The organism is Flavobacterium sp. KH_001 (assembly GCF_057840745.1).
This window is the reverse complement of the sequence record NZ_CM174520.1, coordinates 4,693,791-4,717,595: the sequence shown is the minus strand read 5'-3', so window position 1 is coordinate 4,717,595 and position 23,805 is coordinate 4,693,791. Positions and strand designations below refer to the sequence as shown.

Annotated in this window: 16 protein-coding genes; 13 read left to right on the top strand and 3 right to left on the bottom strand. The window is 34.8% G+C overall.

The window, feature by feature from the left end; genetic code table 11:
- The first annotated feature begins 39 nt into the window (after nt 1–39).
- The 5 genes from AC3ITQ_RS19990 (at nt 40) to AC3ITQ_RS19970 (ending at nt 3,830) form a co-directional block, all read left to right on the top strand.
- A complete protein-coding gene (locus AC3ITQ_RS19990; RefSeq protein ID WP_029273654.1) occupies nt 40–966 on the top strand; it encodes an aspartate carbamoyltransferase catalytic subunit in 927 nt (308 codons plus the stop codon).
- 118 nt (nt 967–1,084) lie between these two features.
- On the top strand, nt 1,085–1,417 hold the full coding sequence (locus AC3ITQ_RS19985; RefSeq protein WP_489235875.1) for a ribonuclease Z: 333 nt from the start codon (nt 1,085–1,087) through the stop codon (nt 1,415–1,417).
- Between the two features lie 91 nt (nt 1,418–1,508).
- On the top strand, nt 1,509–2,414 hold the full coding sequence (locus tag AC3ITQ_RS19980) for a ribonuclease Z (protein WP_489235874.1): 906 nt from the start codon (nt 1,509–1,511) through the stop codon (nt 2,412–2,414).
- Between the two features lie 90 nt (nt 2,415–2,504).
- On the top strand, nt 2,505–3,149 hold the full coding sequence (pdxH, locus tag AC3ITQ_RS19975) for a pyridoxamine 5'-phosphate oxidase (RefSeq protein ID WP_072971963.1): 645 nt from the start codon (nt 2,505–2,507) through the stop codon (nt 3,147–3,149).
- 174 nt (nt 3,150–3,323) lie between these two features.
- Entirely contained in the window at nt 3,324–3,830 is a 507-nt protein-coding gene (locus AC3ITQ_RS19970; protein ID WP_072973251.1) for a CAP domain-containing protein, read from the top strand.
- 131 nt (nt 3,831–3,961) lie between these two features.
- On the opposite strand, the gene AC3ITQ_RS19965 is transcribed toward AC3ITQ_RS19970, so the two are convergent.
- The 3 genes from AC3ITQ_RS19965 to AC3ITQ_RS19955 all read right to left on the bottom strand — a co-directional run bounded on the left by AC3ITQ_RS19965 (nt 3,962) and on the right by AC3ITQ_RS19955 (nt 15,675).
- Nucleotides 3,962–5,884: an OmpA family protein gene (locus AC3ITQ_RS19965; RefSeq protein ID WP_489235873.1), complete on the bottom strand. Its 1,923-nt coding sequence runs from the start codon at nt 5,882–5,884 to the stop codon at nt 3,962–3,964.
- Nucleotides 5,885–5,897: 13 nt separating this feature from the next.
- Nucleotides 5,898–6,815, bottom strand: a complete 918-nt coding sequence (locus AC3ITQ_RS19960) for a PorP/SprF family type IX secretion system membrane protein (protein ID WP_489235872.1) — start codon at nt 6,813–6,815, stop codon at nt 5,898–5,900.
- A 160-nt stretch (nt 6,816–6,975) separates the two neighbouring features.
- Complete coding sequence (locus AC3ITQ_RS19955; protein WP_489235871.1) at nt 6,976–15,675, bottom strand: HYR-like domain-containing protein; 8,700 nt, start codon at nt 15,673–15,675, stop codon at nt 6,976–6,978.
- Between the two features lie 1,008 nt (nt 15,676–16,683).
- On the opposite strand from AC3ITQ_RS19955, the gene AC3ITQ_RS19950 reads away from it, so the two are divergent.
- The 8 genes from AC3ITQ_RS19950 to AC3ITQ_RS19915 all read left to right on the top strand — a co-directional run bounded on the left by AC3ITQ_RS19950 (nt 16,684) and on the right by AC3ITQ_RS19915 (nt 23,801).
- Nucleotides 16,684–17,169, top strand: a complete 486-nt coding sequence (locus AC3ITQ_RS19950; RefSeq protein WP_072976070.1) for a SixA phosphatase family protein — start codon at nt 16,684–16,686, stop codon at nt 17,167–17,169.
- Between the two features lie 5 nt (nt 17,170–17,174).
- Nucleotides 17,175–19,256, top strand: coding sequence for a polyphosphate kinase 1 (gene ppk1 / locus AC3ITQ_RS19945; protein WP_489235870.1), 2,082 nt, complete (start codon nt 17,175–17,177; stop codon nt 19,254–19,256).
- 29 nt (nt 19,257–19,285) lie between these two features.
- The gene (locus tag AC3ITQ_RS19940; protein WP_072976074.1) at nt 19,286–20,176 is read left to right on the top strand and encodes a Ppx/GppA phosphatase family protein; all 891 of its coding nucleotides are present in this window, start codon (nt 19,286–19,288) and stop codon (nt 20,174–20,176) included.
- A gap of 126 nt (nt 20,177–20,302) precedes the next feature.
- Nucleotides 20,303–20,878: a TMEM175 family protein gene (locus AC3ITQ_RS19935; RefSeq protein ID WP_489235869.1), complete on the top strand. Its 576-nt coding sequence runs from the start codon at nt 20,303–20,305 to the stop codon at nt 20,876–20,878.
- Between the two features lie 93 nt (nt 20,879–20,971).
- Nucleotides 20,972–21,529, top strand: a complete 558-nt coding sequence (locus AC3ITQ_RS19930; protein WP_489235868.1) for a hypothetical protein — start codon at nt 20,972–20,974, stop codon at nt 21,527–21,529.
- A gap of 35 nt (nt 21,530–21,564) precedes the next feature.
- A complete protein-coding gene (locus AC3ITQ_RS19925; protein ID WP_489235867.1) occupies nt 21,565–22,125 on the top strand; it encodes a Crp/Fnr family transcriptional regulator in 561 nt (186 codons plus the stop codon).
- Nucleotides 22,126–22,187: 62 nt separating this feature from the next.
- Nucleotides 22,188–23,219 carry a saccharopine dehydrogenase gene (locus AC3ITQ_RS19920; protein WP_489235866.1) on the top strand — a complete coding sequence of 344 codons (1,032 nt, stop codon included), beginning with the start codon at nt 22,188–22,190 and terminating at the stop codon, nt 23,217–23,219.
- 3 nt (nt 23,220–23,222) lie between these two features.
- The gene (locus tag AC3ITQ_RS19915) at nt 23,223–23,801 is read left to right on the top strand and encodes an NAD(P)H-dependent oxidoreductase (RefSeq protein WP_489235865.1); all 579 of its coding nucleotides are present in this window, start codon (nt 23,223–23,225) and stop codon (nt 23,799–23,801) included.
- Nucleotides 23,802–23,805 lie beyond the last annotated feature (4 nt).

Genomic DNA, 23,805 nt, shown 5'->3' with positions numbered 1-23,805 from the left:
TCTTAAAGAATTTGACAAATAAATATTAAAGAAATAAAAATGAAAGAATTAAGCGTAAATCATTTATTAGGAATTAAATACATCAACGAGAATGATATTAACCTAATTTTTGAAACGGCAGATCATTTTAAAGAAGTCATTAACCGACCGATTAAAAAAGTTCCTTCATTACGAGATATTACCATTGCTAACATTTTCTTCGAAAACAGTACCAGAACCAAGCTTTCGTTTGAGTTAGCCCAAAAAAGATTATCAGCAGATGTCATTAGTTTTTCTGCAGCTCAGTCTTCGGTTAAAAAAGGAGAAACACTTATTGATACGGTTAACAATATCCTTTCGATGAAAGTAGATATGGTTGTAATGCGCCACTCCAATCCCGGAGCGGCTTATTTTTTATCTAAAAATGTCAAAGCCAGTATCGTAAACGCTGGAGACGGTGCGCACGAACATCCAACGCAGGCTTTATTAGACAGTTATTCGATCAGAGAAAAACTAGGAGATGTTGCAGGAAAGAAAGTAGTTATTGTAGGCGATATTCTGCACTCGCGTGTAGCGCTTTCAAACATATATGCTTTGCAAATGCAAGGCGCTGAAGTAAAAGTATGCGGACCAAAAACCTTAATTCCGAGATATATTGAATCGCTTGGAGTTACAGTCGAGCCGAATTTACGAAAAGCATTAGAATGGTGTGACGTGGCAAATATGCTTCGTGTACAAAACGAACGTATGGATGTAAACTTTTTCCCGTCAACAAGAGAATACGCGCAACAATACGGAGTTGATAAACCTTTGTTAGATTCTCTTGGAAAAGAAATCGTCATCATGCACCCGGGACCAATCAATAGGGGAGTAGAGATTACTTCTGAAGTAGCGGACTCTGATCATTCTGTAATCCTGAATCAGGTGGAAAATGGAGTAGCGATCAGAATGGCGGTTATTTATCTTCTGGCTTCTAAAATACAGTAAATTTTAGTTTATTTTGTTTCAAGTTTCAGGTTTCAAGTTTTGGAACGCTGAGTTTGAACTTGAAACCTGAAACTTGAAACCTGAAACAACAATAAAAAAAACTTCGTACCTTAGTAAAATGAAAGTAGATCAAAAAGGACATACCGTTACGATTAAAGACACCCAGGGAGATTTTAATTCTTTTTTGGAGAAAGTGACGCAACAATTTAAAACCTTTGAAAAACAAAATATTATAATCGATTTATCAGCAGATACTAATTTAGCTGAAAGCGATTTGAAACTTTTTCTGCCACTTTCTAAACAACAAAAGAAATCAAAAAAATCATTTGTAATTGTAGTTTCTGATCTTGATTTCAATTCAATTTCTGATAAATTAGTAGTGGTTCCTTCTCTTTTGGAAGCACACGATATTATTGAGATGGAAGAAATAGAAAGAGACTTAGGATTTTAGATTTTAGAGTCCAGATTTTAGATATTAGATTTTACACTAAATCTAAAAAAAATAAATTCCTCAATCTAAAATCAACAATCTAAAATCTAAAATGAAATTAACCATACTTGGCTGTTATGCCGCAACTCCCAGAACACTTACAAACCCAACTTCGCAGGTTTTAGAAATTAAAAACAGATTGTTTTTAATCGATTGTGGCGAAGGAACTCAGGTTCAATTACGTAAGAACAAGATTAAATTCTCAAAAATTAATCACATTTTTATTTCCCATCTTCATGGAGATCATTTGTATGGATTGATTGGAACCATTTCGACTTTTTCTCTTTTAGGAAGAACGACTGATTTACATGTTTACGGACCAAAAGGAATAAAAGAGTTAATTCTGCTTCAATTAAAACTAACGGAATCCTGGACAACTTACAATTTGTTTTTCCACGAATTGGAGTCTAAGGAAAGTGAAGTGATTTTTGAAGATCAGAAAGTAATTGTAAAAACGATTCCGCTAAAACATCGCGTTTATACCAACGGATTTTTATTTCAGGAAAAACCAGCAGAAAGAAAATTAAATATTGAAGCTGTGCAGCAATATGATATTCATGTTGCTTATTACCAGAAAATAAAAAATGGTGGAAACGTAAAGCTGGATGATGGAACTGTAATTGAAAACAAAAAATTATCTTTCGATCCTATTCCGTCAATGAGTTATGCCTTTTGTTCTGACACGGTTTATAATGAAGCCATAACTTCGATAATTGAAAATGTAGATGTTTTATATCATGAATCTACCTTTTTAGAATCAGAAGCGGCTTTGGCACAAAAAACTTTGCATTCAACAGCCAAAGAAGCGGCGAGAATAGCACTTAAAGCAAATGCCAAACAATTGGTTCTAGGCCATTATTCCACACGATACGATGGAATAGAACGTTTTAAAGAAGAAGCAGAAAGTATTTTTCCAAATGTACTTTTGGGAGATGACGGAGTTTCTTTTGAGTTTTAATTAAAAAAGGTTCTAAGGTTCTGAGATGTTAAGATTCTAAGTTTTTTTGAAACCTGAAACTTGAAACAAAATAAACTAAATTAAAAAATCATGAACGATTTAAGCAATTATAGAAAGTCATACGAGAAGAGCGAATTATTAGAAACCAATATTCCCGAAGATCCAATTAATCTTTTTAACCGATGGTTTCATGAAGTGGAAGATTTTGGTGGAAACGGAGAAGTAAATGCCATGACGGTTTCAACTATTGGTTTAGATGGTTTTCCGAAATCCAGAGTAGTTTTATTGAAGAAATTTTCTGAAGAAGGTTTTATCTTTTATACCAATTATAATTCGGAAAAAGGAAAAGCGATTGCTGCGAATCCACATGTTTGTCTGTCTTTCTTTTGGCAGGAAATGGAACGTCAGGTTATCATTAAAGGAATTGCGCAAAGAACTTCTGAAAATATATCTGATGGTTATTTTGATTCCCGCCCGGACGGAAGTAAATTAGGTGCGATTGTTTCTAATCAGAGCGAAGTGATTCCGTCAAGAACATTTTTAGAAGAAAACCTTAAAAAATTAGAAGCAGCATTTGAAGGAAAATCAATTCCGAGACCTGAAAATTGGGGCGGATTTTTGGTAACTCCCTTAGAAGTAGAATTTTGGCAAGGAAGACCAAACAGGTTACATGATAGGATTCGATACCAAAGTCAATCCGACTATTCATGGAAAATTGAACGACTATCGTCTTAGTTGTAAGAAAATTATATTAAAAGAAAAAATTTAGATGTAGTTCGTCGATTATTTTTGTAGTTTAACGGTAAATTGAATACGTTTGGTGTAAGAAAAAACGATTTAATTTAAATATAAAAATTTAAAGGATTTGCCCCAACATTTACTTTAAGCTTGCGTAAACTACTGATGACTATGACGAAGAAAATTATGCACACCATGCTGTTCATTGCAATATTTATTGCAATGAACTCATGCTCTGCCGATACTGCCGAGGGAAGTGAAAGTAGCACTCCAACAAAAACTCTGATAACTGATTATACTTACAATGATTCAGAGTTAGAAACAATGCAATTGATAAACAATTACCGCGCAACAATTGGTTTAAATGCATTGCAAAGAATCAATCATATTTCATCTCAATGTCTGGATCATAATAATTATATGATTGCTACTAATGCGGTGAATCATAATGATTTTACTGCCCGTTCCGAAAATATAATGCAGGTACTTGGCGCTACAAAAGTAGGCGAAAATGTAGCTTTTAATTATAAAACTTCTGAAGCTGTATTAAAAGCCTGGTTGGAAAGCCCTGGTCATAAAGAAAATATCGAAGGTAATTTTAGCCACTTCGGAATAGCTGTGACAATAGATCCTGCAACAGGAAAAAAATATTACACTAACATCTTTGTTAAAATTTAAGATAATTTAAAACTGGTTGGTTTTTATTAGTGATCGTTGCGACTCTAAGGGTTGCAGCGGTTTTTTTGCAAAAAAAAGCTGTCTTTTTTAAGACAGCTTTTTTAAAATCTATGAAAATCTTAATTAACTAATTACAGTGCAGTAATAATAAATTCGCTTCTTCTGTTTTCTTGGTGTTCTGCTTCGGTACATGGTACATTATCAGCACATTTGTTTACTAGTTGAGTTTCACCATATCCTTTACCGGTTAATCGCCCTTTATCTATACCATTTTTAATTAACCATTGAATAGTAGATTTTGCTCTTCTGTCAGATAAGGCTTCATTGTATTTAAATGTTGCGCGGCTATCTGTATGCGAGCGAATATCAAGTTTCATTCCTGGGTTTTCATTTAATACAACCAGTATTTTTTCTAAATCAATGGCTGCTTCTGTTCTAATATTGGATTTATCTAAATCAAAATAAATCATTTTTATGCCAAAGCAGGTTCCTAAATCATCGCCTATAGTTACACGACAGGTGCTTTTATCCAAAGCGATGGGTAAGTTTGTTTTTCCACTAACTTTTCCTATTGTGATACTAACTTCTTTAGTTTCATATTCTTCTTTTTCGGCTCTTACATTGTAGGTTTTTCCACAGTCAACAGGGAAACTGTAATTTCCTGATGCATCTGCAATAGTGCTATTCAATACAGTTTGATTTTCATATAAGCTTACTTTTGATTCTGGCAAAACAATACCCGTTTTAGCATCGGTTATTGTACCGGTTAGCTCCTGAATACATCTTAATTTTTTAGTTTCCAGGAATTTATAAATATCATCGGATCCTTGTCCGCCATCTTTATTAGAACTGAAGTATCCTTTTCTTGTTTCCGGATCAATCACATAAGCAAAATCATCTTTTGGGGAGTTGATATCGGCTCCCAGATTTTGAATGTCACTAACAGTTCCGTTACTTCCAAGTTTCCCGGCAAACACATCCAAACCTCCAAGGCCGGGATGTCCGTCTGAAGCAAAATAAATTTCGTTTTCATCGGTTACATATGGGAACGTTTCTTTCCCTTCTGTATTAATAGTTGTACCCATGTTTTCGGGAGTACCAAAACTACCGTCGCTGTTAATAGTTACTTTATAAAGATCAGACTGACCTAACGTTCCGGGCATATCAGATGCAAAATATAATGTTTTTTCATCAGGACTAAGTGCTGGGTGTGCGGTACTGTAATTATCGCTGGAAAAAGATACTGGTGTAATGTTGGTCCATTTTTCATTTTCCAGAGTAGCTTTATAGATTTTGATTAAAGTAGTTTTCTCACCATTTTTTCCTTTTTTTCCGTCTAAATAATTATTTCTTGTAAAATATACCGTTTTCCCATCTTTAGTAAGAGCTGGAGAAGACTCATGAAATTTGGTATTTAGATCTGTTTTGAATTTTTTTACTTTTGCAGAGTCTATATCGGCTATGTATAAATTTGTAAAATATTCGCCAGTCCATTTGTGTTTACGTTGAGAAAAATTTCCCGTATCTCTGGCTGAGGCAAAATAGATTTTGTTGTCGTGGACAAAAGTTCCATAGTCAGAATATTTAGAGTTGATTCCTGCATTCTCAATATTATAACGTCCGGAATTGGCTTTTATCTGATCAAGATAATTCACATTTTGCTCATAAAGTTTCGCTCTGTTATCTGTTTTGTTTTTGGCATTAAATTCACCCAAAAGTCTATTGGCCTTATCTGCCTCTCCAATAGATTTTAAGGACTGGGCATATCGGTAATAATATTCCGGTTCAACTTCTGAATTCATGGCAAATAGTTCGCCATACCATTTTGCTGCTCCTTCAAAATTGGAGTTGAAGTAGTAGGCGTTTCCTAGTTTCTTAAACATGTCTTCGGACTTATATCCTTTACTTGCTACTTTCTCGTAGGTCTTTATTGCATCAACATATGCGTAGCTGTCGTATTTTTTGTCAGCAGCATTTATTTTTGATTGCTGTGCATAACTGTCAAATGAAAAAACATTTACAATTATTAGGCAAAGAAGTATATAATTTTTCATAATCATAGTTTTTTTAGAAGAAACGAGGAGTTGTCATTTTACCATTTTTTTTGAAGAATTCATAATGAAGGAATATCTCGTGTGATCCTGAATTGTAATTGTTTAGATTGGTGGTTTCACGATCGTAACCATAACCTAAATAAAGCCCATCCGTAATCTGAAATCCTACCATAGCACTTAATGAAGCGCTCCATCTATAAGCGACACCCACTACAAACTTATCATAGAACATAAAATTGGCTGACATATCTACCTGAAGTGGTGCGCCTTCTACCATTTTGGTAAGTACAGCAGGTTTGAATTTTATGTATTGGTATTTATCAAGGTCAAATACATAACCTGCCATTAAATAATAATTGATTTTATCTTTGAAAATGGCAACATCATTATCATCGTATCGATTGGTTTCTATAAAGTTTGGTACTGAAAAACCGATATAAGCCTTATCCGAGTGCCAATAAATCCCCGCTCCAACATTTGGTGAGAATTTGTTATCTAAATCCTGAAACTGTGGATCTCCCGCATCTTCGGGATTCAGTTTACTGGCATCTAAACTGAAGATGTTGGCAGTTCCCTTGATACCAAATGAAAGCTTGAAATTAGCAGATGTCTGGATGGTGTAAGATAAATCGACAGAAATATTATTCTCATTTGTTGGTCCGATTTTATCATTTACCAACGAGGCTCCAATTCCCAGTTTACTATTGTTGATGGGTGTATTAACTGAAAAAGCGCTTGTTTCAGGAGCTCCATCCAGTCCGACCCATTGTGTACGGTACAGGCCAAAAACGCTTAAAGCCCCACGAGAACCTGCGTAAGCAGGATTAATATTTATAGTATTGTACATGTATTGCGTAAATTGAGAATCTTGCTGTGCAAATCCTACAATCGTTACAAACATTATGACGAAGGAAAATAATTTTGTTCTCATAGTAGATATTTATTATTTTGTTATTACTATTGATTTTTATTAATGGGACTCCTGGAATAAAAGTCAATACATTCGTATATTCAAAAAATAAAGATTTTTTTAATTTTATGTAATTCGCTATAAGTTTGTCTTTTATAGCGAATCACATAATTTTCAATCTTTATTTTGATAGATATAGATAACCATCTTTTTTATTATTCTGCATTACATTATTTCCATCCAAAGATTTATAAGTAATAATGTAGAAGTAAGTTCCAGTTGGCAGACCATCAGATTTTTTAACCGTGGTTCTTCCTCTGGAAGTTCCATCAAATGCATTGGTTGTATTGTTATAATTAGTAGTTTCAAATACTAATACTCCCCAACGATTATATATTTCAACAGTATTTTCAGGATAACAATTTATTTCGTCAATACTATCAATTGTAAAGAAATCATTTATTCCGTCTCCGTTAGGAGAAAAGGCATTGTGTATCACTATATTTCCGCATGGTAATACTTTACAGTCATCTTTTACATCCATTGAAAGTAGTATAGTTCTCGGACAATCTTCATCGATTATTTTATATTCGAATGTGTAATTGCCTATTGCAAGCCCAAATGGATTTAGAACACTACCTTGTAAAGCGTTACTATTACCTGTGTCTGACCATGTACCTGTTGTTGGTTCATTAGTTGGCAGCAAAGTCATTAAATCAATAAGAGAAGAGTCTTCATTACAGGCTTCGCTTGTTAGATTCACTATAGTTGGAAGAACGGTTACTGTAATTGTTCTTGTAACGCAAATTTCAGGGCGGTTTTTAAGACAAATTTGATAATCGTAATTGTATGTTCCTGCAGGAGTTGTACTTGCAACATTTACATTTCCTGATGCGTCCACAGTAATACCAGGATGACCATTGGTACTAGGAAGTAATGTAAAGTTTAGTAGTTCTATTAAAGCAGGATTAAGATCAATTGTATCATTGCTTAAAACATTTCCAACATTTCCGTATCCTTCACAACTAACACTATAAGTGTCTGAAAGAGCATTGATTACTGGTGGTGTATTAATAACGGTTACAGTTACTATCGCTGTATCACAGTTTCCAAAATCAGCATTTTCACAAATTTGATAGGTTAGTACGTATGTTCCCGTAGGTGTATTTGCAGGTACATCTACAGAGCCATCAGTGTTTAATGTCAAGGTTCCTGTTGGGTCTGGTGTAACCGTAGTTAAGGTCACATCAGCCGGATTAATTACATTACCATTCAATGTATCATTTGTGTAAACATTTAGAACGTTTGTACCTCCGGTATTACCACTTATTGGACCTGCATTATCATCATTGGCTACTATTGCAAATGTTGGACGGGCAATACAATAAGGATCTGATGGTGGGTAATTTACAACTATCGTTTGCGAAGGATTAACGCTTATCGTTAAAGTTGCAGTAGGACGTAATGCTTCGAAACCGTCTGCTCCCTCAATCCATTGATTATTCTGGAATAACCATCCTGGCCAATCTACACCATTTCCGGCTTGATCTACAACAGCGCCAGGCCACAATACTCGTCCTGTTAATGGTAAATCGTTCATTGTAGTAATAACATTGTTGTTACTGTCAGCCCAGGCAATTGTTACACCGTTTACCGGAGTGAAATTTCCAGGTGTTACTATGTAGTCTACATAAGGAACATCATTTACACAAATTGCTGTCGCAGTCACGGTCATTACCGGAGCTTCAATGGTAATAGTTACCGTTGCAGTATCACAATTTGAAGTTTGATCTGCTTCGCAAATTTGATAAACCATTGTTAATGTACCTACAGGAGCATTTGGTAGAATATCTACTGAACCATCAGGATTCAATTGTAAAAATTCATTTGGTGTTACTGTAGTTATTATTACATCAGACGCAGTTACCACTACACCTTCAATGGTGTCGTTTGGCAACACATTCAGAACATTAGTAGTTGTATGGTTAACACCTGCAAATGGTCCGGCACTATCATCATTAGCAATAAGATCACGATATTCTTTACAATTGACACCAAAGTCAATGTCTAAATGAACTAAATCTTCCGGCGTTACATTTACTATATATCCTGCATCAGGCGACGTTGTACAAACTGTATGTAATTGTGTTTTACCAGTTTTTGACGGTGCTTTTTTATCTGTCACTGACGGTAGTACTTTTACTAAGCCACCAACTCCTAAAGCAATTGCAGTTGTTTCTAAATTGGCATCGCGAACCAGTTTAACAGTATATTGTCCGTAAGGATTTTCGGTTTCTGGTCTGTCTCTCCAATAGCCCTGAATTCCAATAATTACTTCTTTATGGTATCCGTTTGGACCGTCTACAAAGACATTAGCACTTGATGCATTTCCGAATCCTCCCGCATTTAATTCACCAATATTTTGTGGACCTGCATAACTTCCATCTCCATTAAGATCGATCCATTCCCAAAGACTGTAATCTATAGAGCCTTCGCTATCAGGAATGTTTTGAGTTACGTTGCCATCATTGTTGGCGTCATACCATTCATCCTGAATTCCATTTGCATTTGTATCGTACCAAACATAATCTCCTAAAATAGGAAGTTTTGTTTTTCCATATTCAAAGTTATGTACCTGGAATTTACAATCTTCAAGAGTAGTAAAGAATAAGCTAGAATCTACAGGAAATAACTGATAAACATTATTTAAATTAGCATCCTGAACCTGAACTAAGTAACTTCCTGCAGCCATGCCTGAGAAGGTATACATTCCATCTGCTCCTGTTAAACGGAATAAAATTGGTCCTGTTGTTGTTCCTTGAGGAATCAAGGTTACAGGTACATTTGCAATTGGTGTATTAGTGTCTACATTTATTATTTGTCCGGAGATTTTAATTCTATAGTCTGGCTCAGTTATAATCACTGTAGCAGTGGCAGTACAGGTTTGGTTTCCACTATTTACAGATGATGTTGCTGTAAGTGTATAAGTTCCGGCTGGTAAATTGGTATTTCCAACAACTTCATTATTTCCATTGGTAATCACAACTGTTGATCCGGGGCTATTGGTTACTAAAATTGAACCATCGCTTTCTCCCATACAAGTTACATGTGAAGCAATACCCGATACAGAAACTTTGTTTTCTACAGTAAAGGTTTGTGTTAATTCTGTTTTGTTACCGGCACAATCTGTTAAAGTATATGTTCTGGTAAGGATATAAGGATTTCCTTCGCAACCGCTTCCTCCGTTATTAGAGTCACTTATTGTAATGTTTATATTTTCACTGCAGTTGTCTGCGGCATCTGTTATATCACTTGGATTCCCGACTGGAATATCGGCAATACTTTGCAAATTAGCTACATCTGTTGGAGCAGTTCCTGTTGGAGCCGTTGTATCCTCTACTTTTATAATTTGAGTATGAGAAACTATATTTCCACCACAATCACTTGTTGTCCATTTACGGGTTAAGGTATAATTGGTATTACACTCATTTTGAATATCACTTTTAATTTCAGTATATACTATAGGTAGATTTCCATTGCAATTATCAGAAGCTTCTAGTGTGGCCGCTTCTGGAACGGCATCACAAGAAACGGTCATGTTTTGTGGAAGGTCTCCAATAAATGTTGGAGAAGTAGTATCCTGAATATTGATTACCTGAGTAAAAGTATTTGAGATATTTCCACAATCATCTTTTACAATCCAGGTATTAGTGTAAGTACCTGCATTAGAGCATCCCTCAGAAGCAACAAACTGACCGCTTGTTTTTTCTATATTACTAACATCACTATCGCATAAATCAGTTGCAACAGGGAATGAGGCTTGCGCCGATGCCAAAGCTGTTGTGTCACTACATTCTATTGTTACATTTAAAGAAGCTGTTTGTGTAGTCCATGTTGGAGCAGTTTTATCTTCGATAGTAATAACCTGAGTAAAAGTTTCAGAAGTATTTCCACAAGCATCTTTTACAATCCATGTATTGGTATAAGTACCAGCATTAGAACATCCTTCAGTAGCAACAAACTGACCACTTGTTTTTTCAATATTAGCAACATCACCATCGCATAAATCAGTTGCAATAGGGAATAAGGCTTGCGCCGATGCCAATCCAGTTGCATCATTACATTCTAAAGTTGCATTAAGAGATCCGGCAACGCTAGTCCATGTTGGCGCAGTCGTATCTTCGATAGTAATTATCTGAGTAAAAGTTTCAGAAGTATTTCCACAAGCATCCTTTACTATCCATGTATTGGTATAATTACCAGCATTAGAACATCCTTCAGAAGCTACAAACTGACCACTTGTTTTTTCAATGTTGCTCACATCTGTATCACATAAATCAGTTGCAACAGGAAATGAGGCTTGTGCGGATGCCAATCCGGTTGTATCATTACATTCTAAAGTAACATTAAGAGAAGCATTAATGGTAGTCCATGTTGGTGCAGAAGTATCTTCGATAGTAATTACCTGAGTGAAGGTTTCAGAAGTATTTCCGCAATCGTCTTTTACAATCCAGGTATTCGTATATGTACCAGCATTAGAACATCCTTCAGAAACTACAAACTGACCGGCTGTTTTTTCGATGTTGCTCACATTTGTATCACATAAATCAGTTGCAACAGGGAATGAGGCTTGCGCGGATGCCAATCCGGTTGTATCATTACATTCTAAAGTAACATTTAAAGAAGCTGTTTGTGTAGTCCATGTTGGTGCAGAAGTATCTTCGATGGTAATTACCTGAGTAAATATATCGGAAGTATTTCCACAATCGTCTTTTACAATCCAGGTATTCGTATAAGTACCAGCATTAGAACATCCTTCAGAAGCTACAAACTGACCAGCTGTTTTTTCAATGTTATTCACATTTGTATCACATAAATCAGTTGCAGTAGGGAATAGGGCCTGAGCAGCTTCTAATCCTGCAGCATCACTGCATTGAATAGTTTTATTTAAAGAAGCTGTTTCTGTTGCCCATGCTGGTGCAGTAGTATCCTGGATAATGATTACCTGTGTGAAAATATCAGTAGCATTTCCACAATCATCTTTTGCGATCCATGTATTAGTGTAAGTACCGGCGTTAGAACATCCTTGCGTTGGTATAAACGGACCACTTGTTTTGGTATAAGTAACAATAGTGCATTTTGCATTTGCAACTGGTGCCTGCTCTTGTGCAGCTGCCAATCCTGTTGTATCACTACATTCTAAAGTTACATTTAACGTCCCCGCTACTGTAACCCATGATGGTGCGGCACTATCCTGAATTGTAATTACTTGAGTAAAGGTACTTGATGAATTATTGCAAACATCTTTTGCTACCCATGTATTAGTATATGTTCCGGTACTTCCGCAACTTCCTTTTTGTAATGTGCCGCTTGTTTTGGTATAAGTTACTGTTCCTCCACAATTATCTGTAGCAACTGGTGCCTGATTTTGTGCAGCATTAAAACCTGCATCATCACTACATTGTAAGGTAACGTTTAGTGCGTCAGCTGTGGTTGTCCATGTTGGAGCCGTAGTATCCTGGATTGTAATTACCTGAGTAAAAGTTTGAGAGTTGTTTCCACAGGCGTCTGTTACTGTCCATGTATTGGTATAGGTTCCAGAGTTTATACATTGTGAAGGTACAAACGAACCGCTTACTTTTATGATATTGCTTACATCGGTATCACATAAATCGGCTGCAATTGGTAGGGCAGCTTGTGCATTGGCCAATCCCTGAGTATCACTACATTCCAAAGTTACATTAAGAGCAGTGGCAGCAGTGGTCCATGTTGGAGCTGTAGTATCTTCGATAGTGATGATCTGAGTAAAGAAATCAGAGGTATTTCCACAATCGTCAGTTACGGTCCAAGTATTGGTATAAGTACCTGCATTTCCACAGCCTGAAGAAGCTGTAAACGAACCGCTTACTTTTATGATATTGGTTACATCTGTATCACATAAATCGGCTGCAATCGGTAGTGCAGCTTGTGCATTGGCCAATCCCTGAGTATCACTACATTCCAAAGTTACATTAAGAGCAGTGGCAGCAGTGGTCCATGTTGGAGCCGTAGTATCTTCAATAGTGATGACCTGAGTAAAGACATCAGAGGTATTTCCACAATCGTCAGTTACGGTCCAGGTATTGGTATAAGTACCGGCATTTCCACAGCCTGAAGAAGCTGTAAACGAACCGCTTACTTTTATGATATTGGTTACATCGGTATCACATAAATCGGCTGCAATTGGTAGTGCAGCTTGTGCATTGGCCAATCCTTGAGTATCACTACATTCCAAAGTTACATTAAGAGCAGTTGCAGCAGTTGTCCATGTTGGAGCTGTAGTATCTTCAATAGTGATGATCTGAGTAAAGACATCAGAGGTATTTCCACAATCGTCAGTTACGGTCCAGGTATTGGTATAAGTACCGGAATTTCCACAGCCTGAAGAAGCTGTAAACGAACCGCTTACTTTGATGATATTGCTTACATCTGTATCACATAAATCGGCTGCAATCGGTAGTGCAGCTTGTGCATTGGCCAATCCCTGAGTATCACTACATTCCAAAGTTACATTAAGGGCAGTGGCAGCAGTGGTCCATGTTGGAGCCGTAGTATCTTCGATAGTGATGACCTGAGTAAAGAAATCAGAGGTATTTCCACAATCGTCAGTTACGGTCCAGGTATTGGTATAAGTACCGGAATTTCCACAGCCTGAAGAAGCTGTAAACGAACCGCTTACTTTGATGATATTACTTACATCAGTATCACATAAATCGGCTGCAATCGGTAGTGCAGCTTGTGCATTGGCCAATCCCTGAGTATCACTACATTCCAAAGTTACATTAAGAGCAGTGGCAGCAGTGGTCCATGTTGGAGCCGTAGTATCTTCAATAGTGATGACCTGAGTAAAGACATCAGAGGTATTTCCACAATCGTCAGTAACGGTCCAGGTATTGGTATAAGTACCGGCATTTCCACAGCCTGAAGAAGCTGTAAACGAACCGCTTACTTTTATGATATTGCTTACATCGGTATCACATAAATCGGCTGCAATCGGTAGTGCAGCTTGTGCATTGGCCAATCCTTGATTATCACTACATTCCAAAGTTACATTAAGAGCAGTGGCAGCAGTGGTCCATGTTGGAGCTGTAGTATCTTCAATAGTGATGATCTGAGTAAAGACATCAGAGGTATTTCCACAATCGTCAGTAACGGTCCAGGTATTGGTATAAGTACCGGCATTTCCACAGCCTGAAGAAGCTGTAAACGAACCGCATACTTTGATGATATTGGTTACATCGGTATCACATAAATCGGCTGCAATTGGTAGGGCAGTTTGTGCATTGGCCAATCCCTGAGTATCACTACATTCCAAAGTTACATTAAGGGCAGTTGCAGCAGTTGTCCAAGTTGGAGCTGTAGTATCTTCGATAGTGATGATCTGAGTAAAGACAGTAGAGATATTTGTACATGCATCAGTTGCAGTCCAGGTATTAGTGTATGTTCCTGCATTGCTACAAGTTAGAGATGCTACAAACTGGCCACCTATTTTGTTATAAGTGACTGTTCCTCCACAACTATCTGTTGCTAAAGGGGCATTAGCCTGAGCAGTTGCTAAACCGGCAGCATCACTACATTGCAAAGTTACATTAAGCGCTCCTGCAGCAGTTGTCCAGATTGGTGCCGTTGTGTCGTTAACAGTAACTATTTTTTCGCAAGTAGAACTGCATCCATCGAAAGTAGTAGTTAGTATTAATTTGAACGTTGTATTACAAACAGAACCAGCCTGAACAGTTACATTTTGTGCATTTGATGCAGATGTTATGATGGCACCGTTTGCAGTTGCTGGAGGTAAAGACCACGCATAGGTAGTCATGCCAGCTGGTGCTGAATAAACATTAGACGAAGATAAACACACAGGCCCGGAAGTACCGGTAATGGAACAACTAGTAACAGCTTTCACCGTTACGGTTGCTTCACTTGTAGCGATAGCACTTCCAGAGCATAAGCCTGAATTAGAAAATAAGGCTCTGAATTTTGTGGTTTCTGTTAAATTAGCGGTATTATAAACTGTTAAACCTGCCGTATTAGCAATATCTACCCAAACTGAAAATGGAGAGATAGATGATTGCCATTTAGTTACAGTAGAATTAGCATTTAGACCAGTTAGTGTTAAAGCGGCGCTAGCCCCTGAGCAAATAGTTGAGTTTGGTCCAACTATTCCTTTTAGTGGAATTCCAAAAGTAAGTGGGATATTAGTACATAGACTTGAATTAGGGGAGTTACCACTAACAGAAGCTAATTTTGCAATATTGATTACACCAGGGTTATTGGGATCACAAATGTTGATTCCCAAACTTCCAAAAGGAATATTAAACTCTAAAAATGAACTACCGGTATTACAGTTAGAATTACCAGCTTGAACAGCGAGGCCTGCAGGTATCACATTAGTTTCAGTTAAAATATCTCCATCTCCCGTATATAAAGTAAAACCACTTCCGTTAGAATTAATTTCTAAGATATATTCAGCACCGGCTACACTAATGTCGTCTCCAAATGAATCCTCTGTTAATCCGGTTAAAGGATCATTATTGGTATCTAAGTACAATCTAAAAAGTGCCGAACCACCATTACCAATGTCCATACCTAATCTTAATACTTGATTTTGAGTATCAACTTTAGCGTGAATCGTTCCAATGTTACACGTGGAAGAAGGGTTAGCTGATAATACTGTGCTGTAAACAGTTCCGGTTGCATATTCATCACCAACTGCGTTGGGTCCTGGGCAGTAATCTCCATCATATGTACCTTGAGAATAGCCACTTGTAATAAATATTAAAAGTAACGCTATAAAAACGCCTTTAATATTGATATTTTTTAAAGAAGAAGTAATGTTTTTCATAATCTCTAATTTTTAAAACTTTAATACTTTTATTATGAGACTTATATTTTTTTTTAATCAGTTTTGTTTTGATTAAAAATTATCGATCGGCAATAACAAGGAACTGATGTTTAAAGGGACTTTTCCTGTTTTTGTTTGGGGAGTGTATTTCTTTTAATTTTTTAAATGAGATGAATTATGTAGTAATAGAGTGGTTAGAACTATATTGAAAAGCAATACGATATTCCGTTATAGTGCTTTTAAAAGAATCTGTAAAAGGCCTAATAAACGTAATCTTTGGAATATTTGAATTGCTGTAGACATCTAAAGAAGAAGTTTTATTACTTCTGTTGTTTTCAATCTTTAGATTAAGATCGAGATACCCGGCTTTTTCAAATGAAATAAGTATAATGAAACAGAACAGTATTGAAAAAATGTTTTTTTGGAAGATATTGTTTCTGAGCGAAAAAATAAACTTACAATTGTGGACAAATTTTACAGCTTTTATTAGAGTAGTTTTAGTTCTCATAACTTGGGTTTTTGTTTTTTGGTTTTTGTTGATTTTTAACATAATCAAAGTTATATAGACTGTTTTGTTTTGATTTTTTTTGTCTGTAACTAACCTAAAAACTCGTTGAAATGTCATTATTTTGTTAAATAATGATCAAAAAAGCATTTTTTTATGCCATTTCTAACAAATAAAAAATTGCCGTTTTTTTACTTTTTTAGCTTAAAAAGTATTTTTATTGTAATTTTAAGTTATTGATAATCAGTTATTTATGTTATAAATTGTTGATTTGAATAAATCGACTAAGTGAACGGTTTAATAGATAAAGTGCGCTTTTTTTGAAAATTGGATATTTTTATATTTCGATTCTCTTCATTTCTGGCTCTTCTTTTTTCTTGTTAAAATTTTAGACTAAATGTTAACAGAAATAAAAAAGTGATTACTATTAAAATTTCTTTTGTAAATTAGAACTTCAATAAATCAGAACTTCTTTTTTTGATGTTTCTAAATAACTTCAGCCTATGAAAAATTTAATCTTAATACGTCATGCTAAATCAAGTTGGGAAGCACCTTTAAAAGACTTTGACAGACCTTTAATGAAAAGAGGGATTTTAGATGCGCATGATGTATCGGCCAATATTTCAAAATTTCTTCCAAAAACATATATAATATGGAGTAGTACTGCAGCGCGTGCCTCAGAGACTGCTTTAATTTTTGCCCAAAATATTTCATACCCTATCGAGAGTATCGTTTATAAAGACGATCTTTATACTTTTGATGAAAGACAGCTCGAAAAGGTTATTAAATCATGTGATAATAGTTTCGAAAGCGTTATTCTTTTTGGACATAACGAGGCTATTACAAATTTTGTTAATAAATTTGGGGATGTTTTTATCGAAAACGTCCCGACTTCAGGTTTTGTATCATTACAATTCGACAGTGAAAGCTGGGATAACATCAATAAAGGCAAAACCCATAAAACAATTTTCCCCAAAGATTTAAAATAAATAAAGTGTACGAACAGAAATATATCGATAGAGAAAAAAGTTGGTTAGCGTTTAATGCAAGAGTGCTTCAGGAAGCAGCAGATAACACAGTACCACTTTTAGACAGGTTGCGTTTTGTTGGAATTTTTTCGAACAATTTAGATGAGTTTTTTAGAGTTCGTTATGCCGCAATCCGTAGACTAAGCCTTTCAGGAATTTCTGGCGAAAAATATTTAGGCGGCGTTTCTGCCCATCAATTAGTAAAAGATATTACAGAAATCGTTATTCAGCAGCAATCTGAAAGTCTTCGTATTTTAGGTAATATCGAAGCTGAATTGGAAGCTGAAAACATATTCATCATCAATGAAGATCAAATTACACAAGATCAGGAAAGATTTCTGAAAGACTTTTTTATTCAGAAATTGAGTCCCGAACTCGTAACTATCATCTTGAATGATTTAGCGGAATTTCCTATTCTTAAAGATACTTTGGGATACTTGGCTGTTCGATTAGAGATGAATCAAAATGATGAAGTTCGTTATGCAGTTATCGAAATTCCAAAAACAATAAACAGATTTGTGGTTCTGCCATCGCATGATGATAAACATTATGTTATTTTGATTGATGATGTAATTCGTTATAATTTGAAGAATATCTTCAATATTTTCGATTATAAAAGTGTTTCGGCACACATGATTAAAATTACGCGTGATGCGCAGTTGGATATCGATAGTGATTTGAGCAAGAGTATGCTCGAGAAAATTGCTTCTTCGGTAAAAGACAGAAGGATAGGTGAACCTGTTCGTTTTATTTATGATAATTTAATTGAAGAAGATACTTTGCGTTTCTTTTTGGATAAAATGAAAATTGTCGAAACAGATAGTATTATTCCGGGAGGAAGATATCATAATCGTCGTGATTATATGAATTTTCCAAATTTAGGACGATACGATCTACTCTATAAACCGAATGAACCATTACCAATTCCAGGGCTAAGTTTGGGAGGAAGTATATTGGAGAAAATCAATAAAAAAGACTATTTATTACATGCTCCATATCAATCATTCTCTTATCTGACAAAGTTTTTGCGTGAGGCGGCTTTAGATCCTACAGTAACCAGTATAAAAATTACTTTATATCGTTTGGCTAAGAATTCACAGATTATCAGTTCTTTGATTAATGCAGCAAAAAATGGTAAAAAAGTAACAGTTCAAATTGAATTGCAGGCTCGTTTTGATGAAGCAACCAATATCTCGTATGCTGAACAAATGCAGACGGAAGGAATTAATCTTATTTTCGGAATTAAAGGATTAAAAGTACATAGTAAAATATGTGTTATTGAAAGAGTTGAAGACGGAAAAACAAGGCGCTACGGGTTTATTTCAACCGGAAATTTCAACGAATCTACGGCTAAAATTTACACAGATGTCACACTTTTTACTTGTCATCAGGGAATTCTGAAAGACATTTCTAAAATATTTGAATTTTTCGATATTAATTACAGAGTACACCGATACAAACATTTAATAGTATCGCCACACTATACCAGAACCAAGTTTATCAAACTGATTGATCGTGAAATTTTGCATGCTCTTGCCGGTAGAAAAACACATATTAAGCTTAAAATGAATAGTTTGTCTGATTTTAAAATGATCGATAAATTATACGAAGCCAGTAATGCCGGAGTAAAAATTCAGTTACAGGTTAGGGGGATTTGCTCTTTAATTCCGGGAATTCCGGGAATGAGCGAAAACATAGAAGCTATTAGTATTGTTGATAATTATCTGGAACACTCAAGAGTTTATATTTTTGGAAATGCAGGTTTAACCGAAGTATATATTTCATCTGCCGATTTTATGACCAGAAACCTGGACGGAAGAGTAGAGGTTACGTGCCCTATTTATGATCTGGAAATTAAAAAAGAACTGATCGATAATTTTAATATTGCATGGAAAGGGAATGTTAAAGTGAGATATCATTCCTATAAATTAGATAATAAATACAAGCCTAGAAATCATCATGCCCCATTTAGAGCTCAGCTTGAAACCTACAAATATTACCAAAATAAAATTGCGGTATTAGAAGAGGTTCCACAGAAAATAAATTAATAAAAACCAAAATCAAATCATAAGTGAGCATGATTAATATAAAGAAGTTTGCAGCAATAGATATCGGATCAAATGCCATGAGGCTGCTGATATCGAATGTTGTAGAACAAGAAGGCAAAGAACCGCAATTTAATAAAAGTTCCCTTGTTCGTGTACCAATTCGTTTGGGACAAGATGCCTTTACTGTAGGTGAAATTTCAGAAGAAAATATAGATCGAATGGTTGATGCCATGAAAGCATTCAATCTTTTGATGAAAGTACATAAAGTAGAACGTTATATGGCGTTTGCGACTTCGGCAATGCGTGAAGCGTATAATGCCAAAGAAGTTGTCGCTTTGATCAAGAAAAAAGCCGACATAAAAATTGAAATTATTGATGGTAAAAAAGAAGCTGCTATTATTGCTTCTACAGATTTACATCATTTATTAAAAACAGACGAAACTTATTTATTTGTAGATGTCGGCGGTGGAAGTACCGAATTTACGTTATTCTCTGATGGAAAAATGATCAATTCAAGATCTTTCAAAGCGGGAACAGTTCGTTTGTTAAATGATATGGTTTGCGATGTTGTATGGGATGAAATCGAAAAATGGATTAAAACCAATACGGCAGATTATGAAGAAGTAACATTGATTGGTTCTGGCGGAAACATCAATAAATTGTTTAAAATGTCTGGAAAACAGCAGGAAAAACCGCTTTCTTACATTTACATCAATTCACAATATGCTTTCTTGAATTCTTTGACATACGAGCAAAGAATCGCTGAATTGGGATTAAACTCTGACCGTGCCGACGTAATTATCCATGCAACAAGAATTTATCTTAACGCAATGAAATGGAGTGGGGCACGTCAAATTTATGTTCCAAAAATCGGACTTTCTGATGGTATCGTAAAAGCAATGTACTACGGTAAAATTTAATTTTACGCCCTAATTTTGTTGCCGCGAATTACACTAATTTACACGAATTAATATATTTCATCACGAATAAAAAATTAGTTGAAATTAGTGTAATTTGTGGCAAACCTTTTTTAAAACTTATATAAAATGAATAAAACCAGACTTGAAGCTTTTAGTGATGGTGTTTTAGCAATCATTATAACGATAATGATTTTAGAAATTAAAGTACCTCACGGACATGAATTTGCCGATTTAAAACCGCTTATTCCAAAGTTTTTAAGTTATATTCTAAGTTTTATTTATGTTGGAATTTACTGGAACAATCACCATTATTTACTTCACGGATTATCAAAAGTAAACGGAAAAATACTTTGGGCAAATTTACATTTGCTATTTTGGTTATCACTAATTCCTGTTGCCACAGGCTGGATGGGCGAGCATAATTTTGCAAAAGCAGCAATGGCATTTTATGGAGCTATCTTATTGCTTTCTGCTATTGCTTACGTAATTCTTCAAAAAACTGTATTAGATGTAGAAGGAAAGAGTTCTGTATTGGCAAAAGCCTTGGCAAAAGATTTTAAAGGAAAAGCGTCAATAGTTTTATATAGTTTTGGAATTGTAGCTTCTTTTTATAATGAATGGATTTCCGGTGCAGCCTATTTTATTGTTGCAATGTCATGGCTTATTCCGGATAAAAGGATTGAAAGAGTGTTTACTAAATAAAAGATATCACGGCATACATTTTCTTAAAATGAAAAAAAATGAATTGTAAAAATATAGTTGTAAGTTCGTTATTATAAAACCATTTTGACAAAGATGAAAAAAAGACTACTCACACTATTTTTGACTTTTAATATTTTAGGATTGTTGAATGCCTGCTTTCCTGAATGCCCACACGAAAAATATTATGATTATCATACGATAATTGCTAGTGTAGGTTATCCTAAAGTTGTAGCAAGTGAAAAATTAGTGTTCGGTTATCAGATAGATTGGGATAATCGTGAATATATGGCTGAAGAAAAGGTAAATTTCAACTTTTCGAATGCAATATATGCAACAACTAAATGTCAAAAAGGATATGGAGGTGAAAAATATCCCTTGATTAGAATTTCAATTAAAAGTAATGCAGCTTTTAATGCCAATTTTCCAGCTGGATCTGAATTAAACAGTATTGTTACCGCACATGGTTATGATGTTAATGATAAGCTTGTTGAAGGTTTTCTGGCTGATTTAAATCCTGCTACATTAAATACTTATGTCATGAAAATAGCTTTAAAACCCGAAAGTTTTAAAAAACACAGGTTTACAATAGAAATTGAAAAATCAAATCATGAGATTTTAAAAGCGACAACTGAAGAAGTAACATTTGAATAAAACAGATTTTTTACTACTAAATTATAATGTTAAAAATGAAATCCGTTTTTCAATCTATTCATATTTTACCTCAAGTTGAATTAGATCAATTAGATGATTTAATTACCTTTAGAAAGCTTAAAAAAGGAGATTTTTTATTGACCGAAAATCAGGTTTGCAATGAAATCGTTTTTATAAAAAAAGGAATTTTACGCTCTTATTTTTTCAATCATCAGGGTGATGAAATTACAAATTGTTTTGCTTTCGAAAACGAATTTATGGCTTCATTTTCTAGTTTTATAACTCAGGAAATAGCCGAAGAAAATATTCAGGCTTTAGCCAATACAGAATTGCAGGTTATAAGTCGTGAGAATTTAGAAAAGCTTTATAAATCAAGTATTCATTGGCAGGAAATAGGGCGAAAATTAACTGAAATGGAACATGTAAGGCTTCAGAAACGAATGATTTCTTTTCAGAAATTATCCGGAACACAACGTTATGAAGAACTTTATCAGAACCATAAAAAATACCTTCAGTTAATTCCACTTCAATATTTGGCTTCTTATTTAGGCGTTACACCAAGACATTTAAGTCGAATCAGAAAAGCGATTTTATAGGACATTTGTCTGGTTTCTGAGAAATATTTGCTCATTATTTTTGCTGAAAATAATATACAATAATGAGAAAGAATATTTTAATAATTGGAGGGACAGGATTAGTAGGTAAAGTCATATTACGTATCCTTAAGGGAAGAAATCCTGATTACAACTTATTTATTGGAAGCCGTAAATTAAACAATCAAAGGAATAGTTTGGTTGTTGATGTCGCTAATCCTAAGACTTTTAATTCTATCTTAGAGAATGAAATCGATTTAATCGTAATGTCTACAAAAGATGATGCGAATGAAATTCTGAAATTTGCAATACAAAATAATATTGATTATGTTGATATTACAAAACCAACTCCCGATTTGACCATTGCATATGATTTAGCCAAAGCAGATAAGCAAAATATTAATAGCCGAATTGTTTTTAGTTCTGGCTGGATGGGTGGTATTGTTGGCAGTTTGGTTGATTTTGTAGAAAGGGATAAGTCTAAAATTCAAGAAGCAAATCTTTATATTTATTATTCGGTAAAAGATTTGGCTGGGAAAAGTTCAGCAAATTTTTTAGCAGAAAATGTATGTAAACCATTCGTTGTTTATAAAAATAACAAACCACAACAAGTCAAACATTTTTTAAATTCCGAAAAATTTAATTTCTCATTCGGAATTGGAAAACGTCAGGCTTATAACCTTGATGTTCCGGATTTGTTTATTTTAAATCAGATAGAAAAAATACCAACCGTCTCGGTTAAGATGACTTATAATTCTAAGTTTGTAACAAGTTTAATGGGGTATTTTCAGTCGCTTAAGATTTTTAATATCATGTTTTTAAGAGAAAGACAATTACTCTTTAGTTCAAGCGGAAATGGTGATCAAACTATTTTTGAAGCAATTATTAAAACTCAGGATAAAACAAAAAGAGTTAGCTTGCAAAGTATTAAAGGTCAGGCTGAATTAACTGCATTTTCTACTGTTTTACATATCGAAAAGATGTTAAGTGAAACTTTAGTAAGTGGGATTTATTTTAGTCATCAAATGCATTCGTCGCAGGAAGTTTATGAAGCGTTAAATAATTACAATACCATTAATCTTAAAATAAGCGAATAGAACATGAAAAAAATACTAATTATAAACGGACATCCAAATTCGGAAAGCTTCAATTTCGCTATCGCAGATTCTTACCAAAAAGGCGCTATCACTTCTGGCGCAGAGGTAGAAACAATTATAATTGCTAACTTAAATTTTAGCCCTAATTTAAAATTTGGTTACCAAAAACGAACTGAATTAGAACCTGATTTATTGGAAGCGTGGGAGAAAATTCAAAAAGCCGATCATTTGGTTTGGATTCATCCTGTTTGGTGGGGCGGACTTCCGGCAATTACAAAAGGATTTATTGATCGTTTGTTTTTACCCGGAATGGCTTTTCAATACCGTGAAAACTCAGTTTGGTGGGATAAACTTCTAAAAGGAAAATCAGCACACATTATAACAACTTTAGATCAGCCAGGCTGGTATTACAGATTATTTTATGCGAGGCCAAGTGTTAATCAGTTAAAGAAATCAACTCTGGAATTCTGCGGTGTAAAGCCAGTAAAAGTAAGCTACATCGGAATTATAAAAGGATCTAATGAGTCTCAAAGAGAAAAATGGCTCGATAAAGTATATGATTTCGGACTAAGAAATAAATAACAAT

Coding starts and splice junctions, on each gene's coding strand:
- AC3ITQ_RS19990 (WP_029273654.1), top strand. CDS start 40: ATGAAAGAATTAAGCGTAAATCATTTATTAGGAATTAAATACATCAAC.
- AC3ITQ_RS19985 (WP_489235875.1), top strand. CDS start 1,085: ATGAAAGTAGATCAAAAAGGACATACCGTTACGATTAAAGACACCCAG.
- AC3ITQ_RS19980 (WP_489235874.1), top strand. CDS start 1,509: ATGAAATTAACCATACTTGGCTGTTATGCCGCAACTCCCAGAACACTT.
- pdxH (WP_072971963.1), top strand. CDS start 2,505: ATGAACGATTTAAGCAATTATAGAAAGTCATACGAGAAGAGCGAATTA.
- AC3ITQ_RS19970 (WP_072973251.1), top strand. CDS start 3,324: ATGACGAAGAAAATTATGCACACCATGCTGTTCATTGCAATATTTATT.
- AC3ITQ_RS19965 (WP_489235873.1), bottom strand. CDS start 5,884: ATGAAAAATTATATACTTCTTTGCCTAATAATTGTAAATGTTTTTTCA.
- AC3ITQ_RS19960 (WP_489235872.1), bottom strand. CDS start 6,815: ATGAGAACAAAATTATTTTCCTTCGTCATAATGTTTGTAACGATTGTA.
- AC3ITQ_RS19955 (WP_489235871.1), bottom strand. CDS start 15,675: ATGAAAAACATTACTTCTTCTTTAAAAAATATCAATATTAAAGGCGTT.
- AC3ITQ_RS19950 (WP_072976070.1), top strand. CDS start 16,684: ATGAAAAATTTAATCTTAATACGTCATGCTAAATCAAGTTGGGAAGCA.
- AC3ITQ_RS19940 (WP_072976074.1), top strand. CDS start 19,286: ATGATTAATATAAAGAAGTTTGCAGCAATAGATATCGGATCAAATGCC.
- AC3ITQ_RS19935 (WP_489235869.1), top strand. CDS start 20,303: ATGAATAAAACCAGACTTGAAGCTTTTAGTGATGGTGTTTTAGCAATC.
- AC3ITQ_RS19930 (WP_489235868.1), top strand. CDS start 20,972: ATGAAAAAAAGACTACTCACACTATTTTTGACTTTTAATATTTTAGGA.
- AC3ITQ_RS19925 (WP_489235867.1), top strand. CDS start 21,565: ATGAAATCCGTTTTTCAATCTATTCATATTTTACCTCAAGTTGAATTA.
- AC3ITQ_RS19920 (WP_489235866.1), top strand. CDS start 22,188: ATGAGAAAGAATATTTTAATAATTGGAGGGACAGGATTAGTAGGTAAA.
- AC3ITQ_RS19915 (WP_489235865.1), top strand. CDS start 23,223: ATGAAAAAAATACTAATTATAAACGGACATCCAAATTCGGAAAGCTTC.